The sequence below is a fragment of the Pseudarthrobacter sp. L19 genome, assembly GCF_050859435.1.
In the GTDB taxonomy this organism is placed as follows: Bacteria; Actinomycetota; Actinomycetes; order Actinomycetales; family Micrococcaceae; genus Arthrobacter.
This window is the reverse complement of sequence record NZ_CP193935.1, coordinates 2,233,306-2,247,785: the sequence shown is the minus strand read 5'-3', so window position 1 is coordinate 2,247,785 and position 14,480 is coordinate 2,233,306. Positions and strand designations below refer to the sequence as shown.

General features: G+C 67.1%; 12 protein-coding genes and 2 pseudogenes. 4 read left to right on the top strand and 10 right to left on the bottom strand.

Annotation, left to right across the window (positions count from 1 at the left end):
- Positions 1-96: 96 nt before the first annotated feature.
- Positions 97-1,320, top strand: coding sequence for a S53 family peptidase (locus tag ACRQ5B_RS10720; RefSeq protein ID WP_432393767.1), 1,224 nt, complete (start codon positions 97-99; stop codon positions 1,318-1,320).
- 208 nt (positions 1,321-1,528) lie between these two features.
- Here the strand turns inward: ACRQ5B_RS10720 and ACRQ5B_RS10715 are convergent, their stop codons facing one another.
- A complete protein-coding gene (locus ACRQ5B_RS10715) occupies positions 1,529-1,741 on the bottom strand; it encodes a hypothetical protein (protein WP_432393765.1) in 213 nt (70 codons plus the stop codon).
- A 727-nt stretch (positions 1,742-2,468) separates the two neighbouring features.
- The gene (ychF, locus tag ACRQ5B_RS10710; protein WP_432393763.1) at positions 2,469-3,554 is read right to left on the bottom strand and encodes a redox-regulated ATPase YchF; all 1,086 of its coding nucleotides are present in this window, start codon (positions 3,552-3,554) and stop codon (positions 2,469-2,471) included.
- Between the two features lie 77 nt (positions 3,555-3,631).
- On the opposite strand from ychF, the pseudogene ACRQ5B_RS10705 reads away from it, so the two are divergent.
- Positions 3,632-4,881, top strand: a pseudogene (locus ACRQ5B_RS10705) (DNA recombination protein RmuC).
- A gap of 24 nt (positions 4,882-4,905) precedes the next feature.
- Here the strand turns inward: ACRQ5B_RS10705 and ACRQ5B_RS10700 are convergent.
- Positions 4,906-5,994: a 4-hydroxy-3-methylbut-2-enyl diphosphate reductase gene (locus tag ACRQ5B_RS10700; protein ID WP_432393761.1), complete on the bottom strand. Its 1,089-nt coding sequence runs from the start codon at positions 5,992-5,994 to the stop codon at positions 4,906-4,908.
- A 23-nt stretch (positions 5,995-6,017) separates the two neighbouring features.
- Positions 6,018-6,884: a hypothetical protein gene (locus tag ACRQ5B_RS10695; RefSeq protein ID WP_432393759.1), complete on the bottom strand. Its 867-nt coding sequence runs from the start codon at positions 6,882-6,884 to the stop codon at positions 6,018-6,020.
- A gap of 229 nt (positions 6,885-7,113) precedes the next feature.
- Here ACRQ5B_RS10695 and xseA point away from each other — a divergent pair.
- A pseudogene (gene xseA, locus ACRQ5B_RS10690) lies at positions 7,114-8,399 on the top strand (exodeoxyribonuclease VII large subunit).
- A 26-nt stretch (positions 8,400-8,425) separates the two neighbouring features.
- Positions 8,426-8,668, top strand: coding sequence for an exodeoxyribonuclease VII small subunit (locus tag ACRQ5B_RS10685; protein WP_432393757.1), 243 nt, complete (start codon positions 8,426-8,428; stop codon positions 8,666-8,668).
- On the opposite strand, the gene ACRQ5B_RS10680 is transcribed toward ACRQ5B_RS10685, so the two are convergent.
- The 6 genes from ACRQ5B_RS10680 to ACRQ5B_RS10655 form a co-directional block, all read right to left on the bottom strand.
- Positions 8,665-9,519, bottom strand: coding sequence for a polyphosphate kinase 2 family protein (locus ACRQ5B_RS10680; protein WP_432393755.1), 855 nt, complete (start codon positions 9,517-9,519; stop codon positions 8,665-8,667). The genes ACRQ5B_RS10685 and ACRQ5B_RS10680 overlap by 4 nt on opposite strands.
- Positions 9,520-9,588: 69 nt before the next feature.
- Positions 9,589-10,809 carry a pyridoxal phosphate-dependent aminotransferase gene (locus ACRQ5B_RS10675; RefSeq protein ID WP_432393753.1) on the bottom strand — a complete coding sequence of 407 codons (1,221 nt, stop codon included), beginning with the start codon at positions 10,807-10,809 and terminating at the stop codon, positions 9,589-9,591.
- A gap of 142 nt (positions 10,810-10,951) precedes the next feature.
- Positions 10,952-11,914 (bottom strand): ABC transporter substrate-binding protein, encoded by a 963-nt coding sequence (locus tag ACRQ5B_RS10670; RefSeq protein ID WP_290255816.1) that lies wholly within the window; start codon positions 11,912-11,914, stop codon positions 10,952-10,954.
- Positions 11,911-12,657 carry an ABC transporter permease gene (locus ACRQ5B_RS10665; RefSeq protein ID WP_290255817.1) on the bottom strand — a complete coding sequence of 249 codons (747 nt, stop codon included), beginning with the start codon at positions 12,655-12,657 and terminating at the stop codon, positions 11,911-11,913. The genes ACRQ5B_RS10670 and ACRQ5B_RS10665 overlap by 4 nt, the downstream gene beginning before the upstream one ends.
- Positions 12,654-13,355, bottom strand: coding sequence for an ABC transporter permease (locus ACRQ5B_RS10660; protein ID WP_412883668.1), 702 nt, complete (start codon positions 13,353-13,355; stop codon positions 12,654-12,656). The genes ACRQ5B_RS10665 and ACRQ5B_RS10660 overlap by 4 nt, the downstream gene beginning before the upstream one ends.
- Positions 13,355-14,446, bottom strand: a complete 1,092-nt coding sequence (locus tag ACRQ5B_RS10655) for an ABC transporter ATP-binding protein (protein ID WP_432393749.1) — start codon at positions 14,444-14,446, stop codon at positions 13,355-13,357. The genes ACRQ5B_RS10660 and ACRQ5B_RS10655 overlap by 1 nt, the downstream gene beginning before the upstream one ends.
- Between the last annotated feature and the right edge of the window lie 34 nt (positions 14,447-14,480).

Sequence of the window (14,480 nt, the reverse complement as noted above, 5' to 3'; positions counted from 1 at the left end):
ACGTGAGTGACAATTGCCGCAATGGGTGCGAAACTCTGTCACGACGTGATGACAGGTTTTGTCAACACGGATCTTGGTGATCCTCAGGGAGATTTCGTGAAGAAAATTCTTAGTGTCTCAGGGACTTTGCTCCTCTTGGTGGGTGCGCTCTCAGCGGCCGCCCCGGCGGCCGTCGCCCAGCCGGCTCCGAACGCCAACTGGCATGCGCAGAGGGTCTGCGCCGACGTCCTCAGCGGTTTTGCATCGTGCTTTGCGCTGAAAATTGTCGACGACTCGGCGACGGCAAACGCGGGCAAGGGTGGAAACGTCCAGCCGGCGGCCACCACACCGCCGGCCACCGGCAAGACTCCGACCGATATTCAGGGCGCCTACAACATCGCGGGCCTCAACCCGGGCGGGCGCACCGTGGCAATCGTGGACGCCTACGGTTATCCGAATCTTGAGCGCGACCTCGGCGTGTACCGTGCCCAGTTTGGTCTGCCGGCATGCACGGTCAGCAATGGGTGCCTCACCATCATGGACCAAAACGGCGGCAGCAAGCTTCCGCGCTTTGACTCTGGCTGGGCCGACGAAACGGCGTTGGACGTCGACGCCGTCTCCGCCGCGTGCCCGGGCTGCAAGATCCTCGTCGTCCAGGCGTCGACTCCCAGCATGGCCAATCTCGGCACGGCGGTAGCCACCGCAGCCAAGCAGCCGGGAGTCGTAGCGATTTCCAACAGCTACGGCGGCGGCGACTCCGCCGACTCCAGCTACGGCGCCTACTACAACCACCCCGGTATTGCCGTTACGGCATCCACCGGGGACAACGGCTACACCGGATCGTCCTACCCGTCGTCATCGAGTTATGTCACGGCGGTGGGTGGCACGTCCCTGGTCAAGGACACGAGTGCCCGCGGGTGGAGCGAGTCTGCATGGTCCGGCTCGGGATCCGGATGCTCCACCGTCAATGCGGCACTCGCGGCAGCGGCCTCATTCGGCACGGGGTGCAGTAAGCGGGCCTCCGCAGACGTCTCCGCAGTCGCAGATCCGCAGACCGGATTGTCCGTCTATGCGCCCACCAGCAGCACCGCGTCGTCCTGGGCGCAGTATGGCGGCACCAGCCTCTCCTCGCCCCTGATCGCCGCCATGTATGCGCTTTCGGGGAACACCGGCAACTCGTCCACGCTGGCCAACTCGCTCCCGTATTCACACACCGGCAACTTCAACGATGTCACCTCAGGTTCCGCGGGCAGCTGCCCTGTAACGCAGTGGTGCCTCGCCGGCACTGGCTGGGACGGACCCACCGGCGTCGGCACGCCGAACGGCGTCGCGGGTCTCTGACCGCAATCCCTAAGCGACCCGGTGATGGCCGGCAGCCCACGGCTGCCGGCCATCACTGCATTCTTGGCCATCTCAGGAGTCCTGGAAATCGAGGCCTACGTTCGAGTCGGAAATCTGCTACGTTCCGTCCCGGAGTAACGCGTTGATGCTCGCCCGCTCACGCCTTTCTACTCACCCTCGACGTCCACCCAATGTTGCCGAGACTCTGTCAACCGATGATGTAGGCAAATCCGCGTCCGTCTGAGGCAGAGGCGCTGACGAAGACTTTCGCTCGATCAAGGAAAGCGTTGGCATAGGCGACCTCGGACTCCAGCGAGAGGGCGGACGAGCCACCCACAAGGCCGATCACTGTGCGTGGATCAGCAAGTGCTTTCGCCGCCTGATCACTGTCAAATGCGTAGGCGTAGTACCGGATTCCCATGGCTGGTTCTCCAACGACGTCGCAGCGGGCTGGAAGGCCGGCCGCAACGACCCGCCCACGACATATTCGAACCGTCCACCATGGGACGCAGCCGGCTCCAGCAGCAGCGCCATCTCACGGCCCTCGCCCGGCGGCGTCACTGACGGGGGCGCCGAAATGGGTCAGGCCACCACCAGTGATGTCGCGATTGGCGCTCAGCCCTGCGTCGAGCAGTGTCCAGATAATCGTCACGCGCCGGGGCAAAGACCGACTCAGGTAGACTCAGCGGCGCGCGGTTCAACTCACATCCTGCCAGCAGATCGCTGATTGCCCTCGGCACCAGCCGCATCCCCCGGTACCTTTCACGGACCGCCGGAGCTGTCCGCCTTGCTCCGTGAGTCGCATCCCCCAGGATGAGTCGAGCTCAGCAAGGCCGGAGCCGACCAGGATCGATATTGCCGTCTCGATCTGTTCCCTTGAAGGCACGTCGGCCTGCAGCATGTCCCATCCTGACAGCAACCCACGTAAAGATGAGGGGTGCTTCCCACGACGCAGCAGGGTCATCAGCGTTGCGGCGTCCTCCACGTCTCTACGGTCCATGACGTTCAGGCTAACGCGCATCGAGCCTCCTACCGAGTCGTAAACAGTCACGGAGGGGCGTGGCGTTCCCATCGGCCGATGCAGCAAAGCCAGGAAGGCCCGGGATGCAATCAGCATCCCGGGCCTTCCTCGAGCTATTGGTCGAAACCTAGACGTTGAAGCGGAACTCCACCACGTCGCCGTCGGCCATGACGTATTCCTTACCTTCGATCCGGACCTTGCCGCGGGACTTGGCCTCGGCCATGGAACCGGCGTCGATCAGGTCGTCGAAGGAGACCACTTCGGCCTTGATGAAGCCACGCTGGAAGTCCGAGTGGATGACGCCGGCGGCCTGCGGAGCGGTGTCCCCCTGGTGGATGGTCCACGCGCGGGTCTCTTTGGGACCTGCGGTGAGGTAGGTCTGGAGCCCCAGGGTGTGGAAGCCGACGCGGGCCAGCTGGTCCAGGCCGGACTCTTCCTGGCCGTTCATTTCCAGCATCTCGCGGGCCTCGGCCTCGTCGAGTTCGACGAGGTCGGACTCGAGCTTGGCGTCCAGGAAGATGCAGTCGGCGGGAGCCACGAGGGCGCGCAGCTCATCCTGCTTCTCGGGGCTGCCGAGGATGCCTTCGTCGGCGTTGAACACGTAGATAAAGGGCTTGGCCGTCAGCAGGCCCAGCTCCTTCAGGTGTTCCATTTCCAGCTTGTCGCTCTTGATCGAGGAGAAGATGGTGTCGCCGCGCTCCAAGACGGCCTGGGCGGCCTTGACGGCGGCCAGCTCGGCAGCCTCACGCTTCTTGATCTTGACTTCTTTTTCGATCCGCGGGATGGCCTTCTCGATGGTCTGCAGGTCCGCGAGGATCAGCTCGGTGTTGATCGTTTCCATGTCCGAGCGGGGATCGACCTTGCCGTCGACGTGGATGACATCGGGGTCGTCGAATACGCGCACCACCTGGGCGATCGCCTCGGCCTCACGGATGTTGGCGAGGAACTGGTTGCCCAGGCCTTCACCCTCGGACGCGCCCTTGACGATGCCGGCAATGTCAACGAAGGACACTGCGGCCGGCAGGATGCGCTGGGAGCCGAAAATCCCGGCCAGCTTCTCCAGCCGCGGGTCCGGCAGGTTCACGACGCCGACATTGGGCTCGATGGTGGCGAACGGGTAGTTCGCCGCGAGCACCTGGTTGCGGGTCAGTGCGTTGAAAAGAGTTGATTTGCCGACGTTGGGCAGTCCGACGATGCCAATAGTAAGAGCCACGAGGATTGATTCTACCGGTAAACGGCTCCCCGGCGTCGCTGGCTAAAACTGTCAGGGGTGCGTGCCAGAGTGAAGCCATGGACGCTTTCGCACTCATTCTTGCCCTCCTGATGCTGCTCATCGGGGCCGTCGCCGGCGGCGGCTTCACCTTCGTCGTTCTCCGTCGCCGCGCGGTTGGCCTCGAGCAGGACTTCGACGGCCTTTCCGCCCGGCTTTCCGAGACCACGGCTCAGCTCGCCGCGGCCGACGCCGAACGCCGTCTCCTCGCAGCCCAGAACCGCGAGCTGGGTGACGCACGGTCGCAGGACGGCAGTGTGCTGCGCGCCCTGGCGCCCGTCGCGGAGAAGCTTTCCGCCGTGCAGCAGCAGGTTTCCCTGCTGGAGCGGGACCGCCTGGAGCAGTACGGCCAGCTCGCCCAGCAGCTGCAGGAAGCCAGGCTCTCGGATGAGCAGCTGCTGCGCTCCACCCACGCCCTGGAATCCGCGCTCCGGTCGAACAGCGCGCGCGGTCAGTGGGGCGAGGTGCAGCTGCGCCGCGTCGTCGAGGCAGCCGGCATGCTGCGGCACGTTGACTTCCACGAGCAGGTGCACAGCACGGGGTCGGACTCCGCCGTCCGACCGGACCTGGTGGTCCAGTTGCCCGGCGCGAAGCAGCTCGTGGTGGACGCCAAGGTCCCGCTCACCGCGTACCTTGAGGCGCAGGAACTCGGTGCGTCCGGCCGGGCCGGCCACGCCGCCGTGGGGACCACAGGGCAGGGCCCTTTGCTGGCGGCACATGCCAAGGCGCTCAAGGCGCATGTCGATGCGCTGAGCGGCAAGAAGTACTGGGACATCCCCGGAAACGCCCCGGAACTGGTGATCTGCTTCCTGCCGGCCGAATCCATTCTGGCCGCGGCTCTGACGGCGGACCCTGCCTTGCTGGACTACGCCCTGTCCCGGAATGTGGTGCTGGCCTCCCCGGCACGCTGCTGGCCGTCCTCAAGTCCGTGGCATTCACGTGGCGGCAGGACGTGCTGACAGACAGCGCCCGGGAATTGTTTGAATTGGCCCAGCAGCTCTACGAGCGGATGGGCACCCTGGGTGAGAACGTCTCCAAGCTAGGCTCCTCGCTGAAGACGTCCGTGGACCGCTACAACTCGATGGTGGGAACCCTTGAGGCCCGGGTGCTGCCAACCGCGCGCAAGCTCAACGCCATGGATGCCGCCGGTCTCACCGCGCCGGTCACCGTCGAGGTGACGCCGCGGTCAGTGGCCGCCCCGGAACTCCAGTACGAGGCCCCCTCCCTTGCCGCAACCGGACCGGCTGAAGAGGGAGAGTCCGCCGCCTGAGGCTTTCCTGGAAGGCCGGGAGCCCTAGGAGCCGGCGGGGCGTGCCCCGCGGCCGCCCAGGGCGCGGGAAACATCGCCGGCCTGCTTGAGGGTGGCCCGCAGTTCCTTCGGCAACGAGAACAGCAGATCCTCCTCCGCGGTGACGACTTCCTCCACGGTGCCGTAGCCGTAGTCGGCCAGCAGCCGGAGCACCTCCTGGACCAGGACCTCGGGCACGGAGGCGCCGGAGGTGACGCCGACGGTGGCAACGCCCTCGAACCAGGACTCGTCGACCTCGTTGGCGAAGTCCACCCGGTAGGAAGCCTTCGCCCCGTACTCCAGTGCCACCTCCACCAGCCGGACGGAGTTGGAGGAGTTGGCCGAACCCACCACGATCACCAGCTCTGCCTGCGGCGAGATCTTCTTGATCGCCACCTGCCGGTTGGTGGTGGCGTAGCAGATGTCGTCGCTGGGCGGATCCTGCAGGGTCGGGAAGCGTTCCTTCAGCAGCCGGACCGTCTCCATGGTCTCGTCAACGCTGAGCGTGGTCTGCGAGAGCCAGATGACCTTCTCCGGGTCCCGGACGGTGACCTTGTCCACCTCGTGCGGGCCGTTGATGATCTGGATGTGTTCGGGGGCCTCACCGGCGGTGCCCTCGACCTCCTCGTGGCCGTCGTGGCCGATCAGCAGGATGTCGAAATCGTCCTTGGCGAAGCGGACGGCCTCGCGGTGGACCTTGGTCACCAGCGGGCAGGTCGCATCAATGGTGCGCAGGCCACGGTCCTCGGCGGACTGCACCACGGAGGGAGCCACCCCGTGCGCGGAGAAGATCACCAAGGCGCCCTCGGGGACCTCGTCGGTTTCGTCGACGAAGATGGCACCCTTCTCCTCCAGCGAGCTGACCACGTGGACGTTGTGGACGATCTGCTTCCGCACGTAGACCGGCGGCCCGTAGTGCTCGAGCGCCTTTTCCACGGCGATCACGGCGCGGTCAACGCCGGCGCAGTAACCGCGCGGGGCCGCCAGCAGCACGCGCTTGGGCCCGGAAACGGGGGCCGCGGCCAGGATTTCCTCCGGCGAACGCCGCCGGCGCGGAACGGAGGGCATCGGAATGGAAACAGCGGTGGACGTCATGTCCCCCATGCTACCGGTGTTCGCTAGGGCCGGGCCGTGGGCCGCCTGTGCGGGGCGACGACGCGGAGTACGATGCCGGCCACCAGCAGCGCACCGCCGGCCACCAAGGCGGCGATGATCCACTGTCCGAAGTTTGCGGTGGCGGCGTCCACGAATTCGCGCTTGAAGATGCCCGCGACGTCGTTGCCGCCCGAGGTCGCCAGGACAGCCTTCCCGGCCAGGTCCGAGCCGAACTTCCACACCGCGGCCAGCACGAGCGCGCCCAGGCCCATACCGGCCAGAACGGTCCACTTGCGGCGGGCAGCGACAAAGGCCAGGAGGAAAGCGATGCCGGCCCCCACGGCCACGGGCGTTCCCATCGGCGCATAGGCGGACACGCGTTCGATCATCTGGCGCTGACTTGATTGCCCGATGTTGATCCGGACCGTGTCGGGGGCCTTCAGCGACAGGGGCAGCGGGGAAGCCTCGGTGATCCGTTTCACCACCAGACCCACCAAGGGTGCGACGTCGAGGGTCAGGGAGGTAGCGCCGTCGGTTTCCGGGGGCAGGGTCGACGGGTCCGCAAAGCTCAGCCGGTGACTGCGGCGGAGAGTCTCCGCCCAGGCGTCCGCGTAGCCCGGAGCGGTGGTGAGGGACTTCGCCGCGTCGGTCAGGATCGGTTTGATCAGGTTGGCCAGTGCGTCCGGGAGCTGCTGCTGGCCGGTGCCGATGCCGTTCACCGCCGCCGTCGCCAGGCCCTGCTGGAAGGCGGGATCCTTGCCCAGCGGAGCGGTCAGGGCAACAAAACCGTCTTCCTGGACGATGTTGCGGTCCACCCAGAGGGCGGGGACGGCGACCGCGGACAGGGCGAGGCCGATCAGCACGGCGATGGCCGAGACAAAAGTGCGCACGAAAGTCTCCTGATGGGTTGGGAGTGAAGCCATCCTACGGGTGAGCCCGGGCGGACGAGTTAAACCACCGCGCTCCCGGCCCCCAAGAGGCCTGCCGTTATAACGTCGGATGCCGCTGGTATTGCTATGGATAGAGTTGAAGCCGGCCCCGCCGCCGGAATCGTTCCGCGACCACCACAGAAGGACCCCGCAACCATGCACCTGGCACCCCGCGTCGACAGCCGCCGGCATGTCTGAGGAAACCGCCGAGGCCTCCACCCTGCCAGTCACCGCGGCCGGAACCAGCCCGGATAACCCGTGGCCGCTGCAGCTGCTCTCCCAGAAGCTGAAAGGCTACATCGATCGGGCACCGTCGGCGTGGGTGGAGGGGCAGGTCATCGAACTGAACCGCCGCGGCTCCAACGCCTACCTGACCCTGCGGGACATCGACGCGGAGATCTCCCTGCCGGCGTCCGTGTGGAGCAGCGTCCTGGACCGGCAGGCGACCCCGCTCGAACGCGGCTCACGCGTCGTGGCCCTGATCAAGGCCGAGTTCTGGCTGAAGACAGGCCGGCTGAACATGTCGGTCAAGGACATCCGCCCGGTGGGGCTCGGTGACCTGCTGGCCCGCATCGAACGGCTCCGCCAGGCGCTGGCCGCCGAGGGGCTCTTTGCCGAATCCCGCAAGAAACGACTGCCGCTCCTGCCCCACCGGATCGGGCTGATCACCGGCCGGGACTCGGACGCCAAGAAAGATGTGCTCCGCAACGCGGCGTTGCGCTGGCCCGCCGTCGAGTTTGAAATCCGTGAGGTCGCCGTCCAGGGCAACACCGCCGTCGCGCAGGTCCTCGGCGCTCTCCGCGAGCTCGACGCCCATCCGGGGGTGGACGTCATCGTCATCGCCCGCGGCGGCGGCTCCTCGAGGATCTCCTGCCGTTCAGCAGCGAGGAGCTCATCCGCGCCGTCTCCGCGGCGTCCACCCCGGTGGTCAGCGCGATCGGCCACGAGGCGGACCGACCCATCCTCGACGACGTCGCCGACCTGCGCGCCTCCACCCCCACCGACGCGGCCAAGCGGATCGTGCCCGACGTGGCCGAGGAACTCGCCCGGGTCCGGCAGGCCCGCGACCACCTGCGCCGCGGCGTCGGCCGGCTGGTCGACCGGGAAACGGACCGGCTGGCGTCGCTCCGGTCCCGGCCCGTCCTCTCCGCCCCCGAGGGGATGATCACCACCCGCCACGACGACGTCGAGCGGCTCAAGAACCGCTCGCACGCCGCGATCACTACGGCGGTGGTCCGCGCCGCGGACCAGCTGGTGCACCTCAAGGCGCAAATCCGGGCCCTGTCCCCGCAGAAAACCCTGGACCGCGGCTATGCCGTGGTCCAGTTGGACGACGGAATCGTCGAACCCGGGACCCGGCACGAGGTCATCCGCTCCCCCGACGAGGCCCCGGACGGCACCGCCCTGGCCATCCGGGTGGCCGGCGGAAAATTCACCGCCCGGTCCACCGGCGGCGCCGAACCCACCGACGACTAACCCAACAGACCACCAGGAGAACCACCATGGCAGCGGACAACGCGGCAACGCCCACCACCCACACGGACCTCGACGCCCTCAGCTACGAGGAAGCCCGCGAACAGCTCGTCGCGGTCGTCGGCAAACTGGAGGCCGGCGGGGTCAGCCTCGAAGACTCACTCGCCCTGTGGGAACGCGGCGAGGCACTGGCGAAGCGCTGCGAGCAGTGGCTGGAGGGTGCCCGGAAGCGCCTGGCCGCCGCAAAGGAGCACGCGGCCGACGAGGGCTAGGAGCGCCGGACCAGCTCCCGCTCCATGTCCAGGTCGATCTCCGGGGCGGGCCACTGCAGGGCCAGGGACTCCAGTGCGTCCAGCAGCAGCTGCTGCACGGCGATCCGGGCGTACCACTTCTTGTTCGCCGGCACCACGTGCCAGGGCGCGTGCTCGGTGCTGGTCCGCTCGAAGGCAGCCTGGTAGGCGTCCATATAGTCGTCCCAGAACGCCCGCTCCTTGAGGTCGTTGCCGCTGTACTTCCAGTGCTTGGCCGGATCGTCCAGGCGGGCGAGCAAACGCTCCTGCTGCTCGTCCCGGCTGATGTGCAGCATCACCTTGACGATCTTGGTGCCTGCCGCGGCCTGCCTGGCCTCAAATTCGTTGATGGCCCGGTAGCGGCGGTCCAGTTCATCGGCGTCGGCCCAGCGGTGCACCCGGTGGATCAGGACGTCCTCGTAGTGGGAACGGTCGAAGACGCCGACCATTCCGGCCGCCGGCACCTCCTTCTCGATCCGCCACAAAAAATCGTAGGACTGCTCCTCGGCCGTGGGTGCCTTGAAGGATTTGAGCTGCACGCCCTGCGGGTTCATCTGGCCCATGACATGGTTGACGATCCCGCCCTTGCCGGCGGTGTCCATCGCCTGCAGGACCAGCAGCACCCGTTTCTTGCCACCGGCGCGCGACTCCGCGAAGAGCTGTTCCTGGAGCCGGGTCAGCTTGCCGTCCAGTTCGCCGAGCAGGGTCTCGCCCGCGGCCTTGTCGCCGCTGTACCCGGGGGTGGCGCCGGGGTCCACATCGCCCAGGCTGAACTTCTTGCCCGCCCTCAGCAACTCGGCGGGATGTTCCTCAAAGTTCACGGCGTCTGCCATTACAGCCTCATTCCGGTCCGGGCAGCCGGCCGCCGCGACGGGTGTCCGGCGGCGCTGCTGACCCGAATCCTAGTTGCCCTTGTAGCGGCTGAGGAAGTCCGCCATGCGGTTGATGGCTTCCTCCAGGTCCTTGACGTTGGGCAGCGTGACCATGCGGAAGTGGTCCGGCCGCACCCAGTTGAAGGCCCGGCCATGGGAGACCAGGATCTTCTGCTGCCGGAGCAGGTCCAGCACAAACTTCTCGTCATCCCGGATGTGATAGACCTCGGGGTCCAGTCTGGGGAACAGGTACATGGCACCGCGGGCCTGCTGGGTGCTCACGCCGGGAATGGCGTTAAGCATGTCGTAGGCCTTGTTGCGCTGTTCCAGCAACCGGCCGCCGGGCAGGATGAGATCGTTGATGCTCTGGTACCCGCCGAGTGCGGTCTGGATGGCGTGCTGGGCCGGGACGTTGGCGCAGAGCCGCATGTTCGCCAGCAGGTTGATGCCCTCGAGGTAGTCCGCGGCGTTCTTCTTCGGCCCGGAGATGGCCATCCAGCCGGCCCGGAACCCGCAGACCCGGTAGGCCTTGGACAGTCCGCTGAAGGTCAGGCAGAGCACGTCGTCGCCGGTGAGGCTCGCCATGTTCACGTGGACGGCGTCTTCGTAGAGGATCTTCTCGTAGATCTCGTCGGCGAAGAGCACCAGGCCGTGCTTCTCGGCCAGGGCCACGATCTTCTTCAGCGTCTCCTCGGGGTAGACGGCACCCGTGGGGTTGTTGGGGTTGATCACCACGATGCCCTTGGTGCGCGGGCTGATCTTGGCTTCCAGGTCCTCCAGGTCCGGCTGCCAGCCGGACTCCTCGTCGCAGAGATAGTGGACGGGCTTGCCGCCGGCGAGGGCGACGGAGGCGGTCCACAGCGGGTAGTCCGGCGTCGGGATCAGCACCTCGTCGCCGGCGTCGAGCAGGGCCATCAGGGACATGGTAATCAGTTCGCTGACGCCGTTGCCGAGGTAGATGTCGTCGACGTGGATGTTCTGGATGCCGCGGGTCTGGTAGTACTGCGAGACGGCGGTGCGGGCGGAGAAGATGCCGCGGGAATCGCTGTAGCCCTGGGCGTGCGGCAGGTGGCGGATCATGTCCACCAGGATCGCGTCCGGCGCTTCGAAACCAAACGGGGCCGGGTTTCCGATGTTCAATTTGAGGATGCGGTGACCCTCTGCCTCCATCTGCTGGGCGGCCTGAAGAATCGGTCCACGGATGTCGTAGAGGACATTATGAAGCTTGGTGGACTGCTGGATTTCTGCCATCCATCAAATATGCCATAAGGGTGATGGACTTCCCCTGAGACTTGCCTCACAGACCGTCACGCCCACACGGACCAACGGCAACGGCCGCCGGGACCCGGTGATCCGGGTCCCGGCGGCCGCCGTCGTCAGGAGGTGGCGCCGTCTACTTGACGATGCCCTTGTCCTTCAGCCACGCCGCGGCGGCGTCCTTCGGGTTCTGCTTCTGGCTGCCGCTGACCGCCCGGTTGAGGTTGATCAGGTCGTCAGTGGTGAGCTGCTTGGAGACGGCGTTCAGCGCTTCCTTGGCCTTGTCCGTCATCTTCGCCTTGTTGTACAGCGGCAGGACCTGCTGGGCGATGAAGTTGTTCTTCGGGTCCTCCAGCACCACCAGGTCGTTATCCGCGATTGCGGGGGTGGTGGTGTAGATATCGGCTACCTGGACCTGGTCGGAGAGCAGGGCCTTGACCGTCAGGGGGCCGCCGCCGTCGCTGAACGGTTCCAGCTTCTTGGGCTCGCAGTTGTAGTTCTTCTTCAGGCCCGGGAGGCCGTAGGCGCGCTCGGCGAACGTCGCGGGGGCGCCGACGACGATCTCGTTGCAAACCTTGGCCAGATCCTCGATGGACTTCAGCTTGTACTTCTCCGCGGTGGCCTTCGTGACCACCATGGCGTCCTTGTCCTCGGCCTTGGACGCATCCAGCACTGCCAGGCCGTCGGGCAGCTTGCCGGGCAGTGCCTTGGCGATGTCGTCCGCGGAAACCTCGGTGGCTTCCTTGTTTACGTACAGCAGGAGGTTGCCGGTGTAGTCCGGAACCACGTCCACCGAGCCGTCCTGGACGGCTTTGAAATACACCTCGCGGGAGCCGATGTTCGGCTTGGTGGTGGCGGTGACGCCGGCCGCATTCAGGGCACCGGCGTACAGCTCGGCGATGATCTGGCTCTCGGTGAAGTCGGCCGAGCCGATCACCAGGGACCCGCCGGCGCCGCCGGTGGAACCGCCGCTGGCGGGCGCGGAGGACAGCGGGTTGGACGAGCCACCGCAGGCGGACAGCGCCAGGGCCAGGCCGACACCGGTGGCCAGGGCGCCGAATGCGCGCCTGCCGAGGGCTCGTTGGCGGTTTTCCTTCATGATGTACCTCCTTGAAGAACAGGCTCCGCGGTCGCGGGGTCTGTGAGATCAACCGTGGCCTGCTGGCCCCGGTTTGGTGTGCGGGCGGCGCCCCGGACGAGGAAGAGCCGCTGGAACAGGGCGAGGACGAGGTCGACGGCGATCGCCAGCACGGCGATCAGCAGCGAACCGCCGAGCATCTGGGGGAAGTCGGAGAGCACCAGCCCGTCGAAGAGGTAGCGCCCCAGGCCGCCGAGGTTGATGTACGCGACCACCGAGACGGTGGCGATGACCTGCAGCACGCCGGTGCGGAACCCGCCAAACATGACGGGCAGGGCATTGGGGAACTCGGCCCGGAACAGCACCTGGAGTTCGGTCATGCCCATCGCGCGGGCGGCGTCCACCACGTTCCGGTCCACGCTGGAGATGCCGGCATAGGTGCCGGCCAGCAGGGGCGGGACGGTCAGGATCACGAGGGCCCAGACCGGGGGCATCAGCCCGATTCCGGCGAGCAAAACAAAGAGCGTCAGCAGGCCCAGGGTGGGCAGGGCCCGCAGCGCGCCGGCGAGGGCGACGACGGCCACCCGGCCGCGGCCGGTGTGTCCGACGTACAGGCCCACCGGCACGGCGATGGCCACGGCGATCAGCATGACCAGGCCGGTGTACTGCAGGTGCTCGGCCAGGCGTACGGGTATCCCGGTGCTGCCGGACCAGTGGTCCGGGTCGGCCAGCCAGGCGAAAGTATCGGAGAAGACGTTGCTCATGCGCCGGCCTCCACGGTGGCCGCGCTGCCGCGGGTGGCCCGCTCCGAGCCGGCCGGGGTGGCGCCCGCGGCGCGGGCCCACGGGGTCAGGAGGCGTTCGAGGACCACGAGGATTGCGTCCATCACGAGGGCGAGGATCAGGATGGCGATGATGCCCACCATCACCTCGGTGACGAAGTCGCGCTGCAGTCCGGAGGTGAACAGCATGCCGAGGTTTCCGATGCCCAGCAGCGCCGCGACGCTGACCAGCGAGATGTTACTGACCGAGACCACCCGGAGGCCGGCGAACATCACGGGCAGGGACAGCGGCAGGTCGATCTGCAGGAAGCGGGCCAGCGGCCTGAAGCCCATGGCGACGGCGGCCTGCTGCAGGTCATCGTCCACCGAATCGAAGGCGTCGAGGGCGGCACGGACCAGGAGCGCCACCGCATAGATGGTCAGCGCGACGACCACGTTGAGGGGGTCCAGGATCCGGGTGCCGATCACGGTGGGCAGGATGATGAACAGCGCGAGGGAGGGAATGGTGTAGAGCAGGGACGAGGCCGTGAGGACCACGGCTCGGAGGGTGCTGCTGCGTCGCGCCAGCTGGGCGAGCGGGATCGCGATCAGCAGGCCCAGGACCATCGGAATCACCGCGAGGACCAGGTGCTGGCCCGCGAGGGTGAAGACGGTTCCGCTGTTGGCCAGGAACCATTCCATCAGAGTCGTCCCTGCCTGGCCCGCCGGTCCGCGTCGATGATGGCGAGCACCTCGTCGGCCTTGAGAATCCCGGCGACGCGGCCGTCGTCGTCGACGGCGACTCCCAGGCCCGAGGGCGAGGACAGCGCCGCATCCAGGGCGCGGCGGAGGGTCTCGCCCTTGCGGAAGAGGGAGCCGCCGGGGACGGTGGCCGCTCCTGCCCCGGGACCGCTCCAGCCCAGGGGACGGCCCTCGTCATCGACCACCAGCTGCCAGTCTCCGGCCCCGTTGCCGGTGCCGAGCTCGTGGAGCCGGACGGTCTGCGCTGCGTGGATGCGGACGCCGTCGGACGGGCTGAAGGCCAGGTGCCGGAAGCCGCGGTCCCGGCCCACGAAGGCCGCCACGAACTCATTCGCGGGAGCGCGCAGGATTTCCTCCGGCGCGGCGTACTGGGCGAGCTTTCCACCGGTAGCGAAGACGGCAACCTTGTCCCCCAGGACGGTGGCCTCGTCGATGTCGTGGGTGACGAACACGATGGTCTTGGCGAGGTCCCGCTGCAGGCGCAGGAGTTCCTTTTGCAGCTCGTCGCGGACCAGGGGGTCCACGGCGCTGAACGGCTCGTCCATGAGCAGCACGGGCGGGTCCGCGGCGAGCGCCCGGGCCACGCCGACGCGCTGCTGCTGGCCGCCGGAGAGCTGGGAGGGGTAGCGCTTCCCGAGGGTGGAGGCGAGCCCGACGACGTCGAGCAGCTCCTCGGCGCGCTTGCGGGATTCGGCCTTGGAGACGCCGTTGAGCCGCGGGACGGTGGCGATGTTGTCCAGGACTGTGCGGTGCGGCATGAGGCCGGAGGACTGCATGACGTAGCCCATGGAGCGGCGCAGCTGGGGTGCGGGGACGCTGGTGACGTCCCGGCCGTCCACGGTCAGGGTGCCCGACGTCGGTTCCACCATCCGGTTGATCATCCGCAGGGAGGTGGTCTTACCGCAACCGGACGGGCCGACGAAAACCGTGATCGCGCCCTTGTCGATGGACATGCTCAGATCGTCGACGGCGGCCTGGCCACCCTGGTACGTCTTCGTGACGCTCTGGAACTCGATCATGGCCTCTGCCATTACGGGCTTACCTAACTGTTGGCGGCAACATGGG

Excerpts from the sequence above, each read along its gene's own strand:
- ACRQ5B_RS10660 (WP_412883668.1), bottom strand. The coding sequence starts at position 13,355 with ATGGAATGGTTCCTGGCCAACAGCGGAACCGTCTTCACCCTCGCGGGC.
- ACRQ5B_RS10655 (WP_432393749.1), bottom strand. The coding sequence starts at position 14,446 with ATGGCAGAGGCCATGATCGAGTTCCAGAGCGTCACGAAGACGTACCAG.
- ACRQ5B_RS10665 (WP_290255817.1), bottom strand. The coding sequence starts at position 12,657 with ATGAGCAACGTCTTCTCCGATACTTTCGCCTGGCTGGCCGACCCGGAC.
- ACRQ5B_RS10715 (WP_432393765.1), bottom strand. The coding sequence starts at position 1,741 with ATGGGAATCCGGTACTACGCCTACGCATTTGACAGTGATCAGGCGGCG.
- ACRQ5B_RS10685 (WP_432393757.1), top strand. The coding sequence starts at position 8,426 with ATGGCAGCGGACAACGCGGCAACGCCCACCACCCACACGGACCTCGAC.
- ACRQ5B_RS10680 (WP_432393755.1), bottom strand. The coding sequence starts at position 9,519 with ATGGCAGACGCCGTGAACTTTGAGGAACATCCCGCCGAGTTGCTGAGG.
- ACRQ5B_RS10700 (WP_432393761.1), bottom strand. The coding sequence starts at position 5,994 with ATGACGTCCACCGCTGTTTCCATTCCGATGCCCTCCGTTCCGCGCCGG.
- ACRQ5B_RS10670 (WP_290255816.1), bottom strand. The coding sequence starts at position 11,914 with ATGAAGGAAAACCGCCAACGAGCCCTCGGCAGGCGCGCATTCGGCGCC.
- ACRQ5B_RS10675 (WP_432393753.1), bottom strand. The coding sequence starts at position 10,809 with ATGGCAGAAATCCAGCAGTCCACCAAGCTTCATAATGTCCTCTACGAC.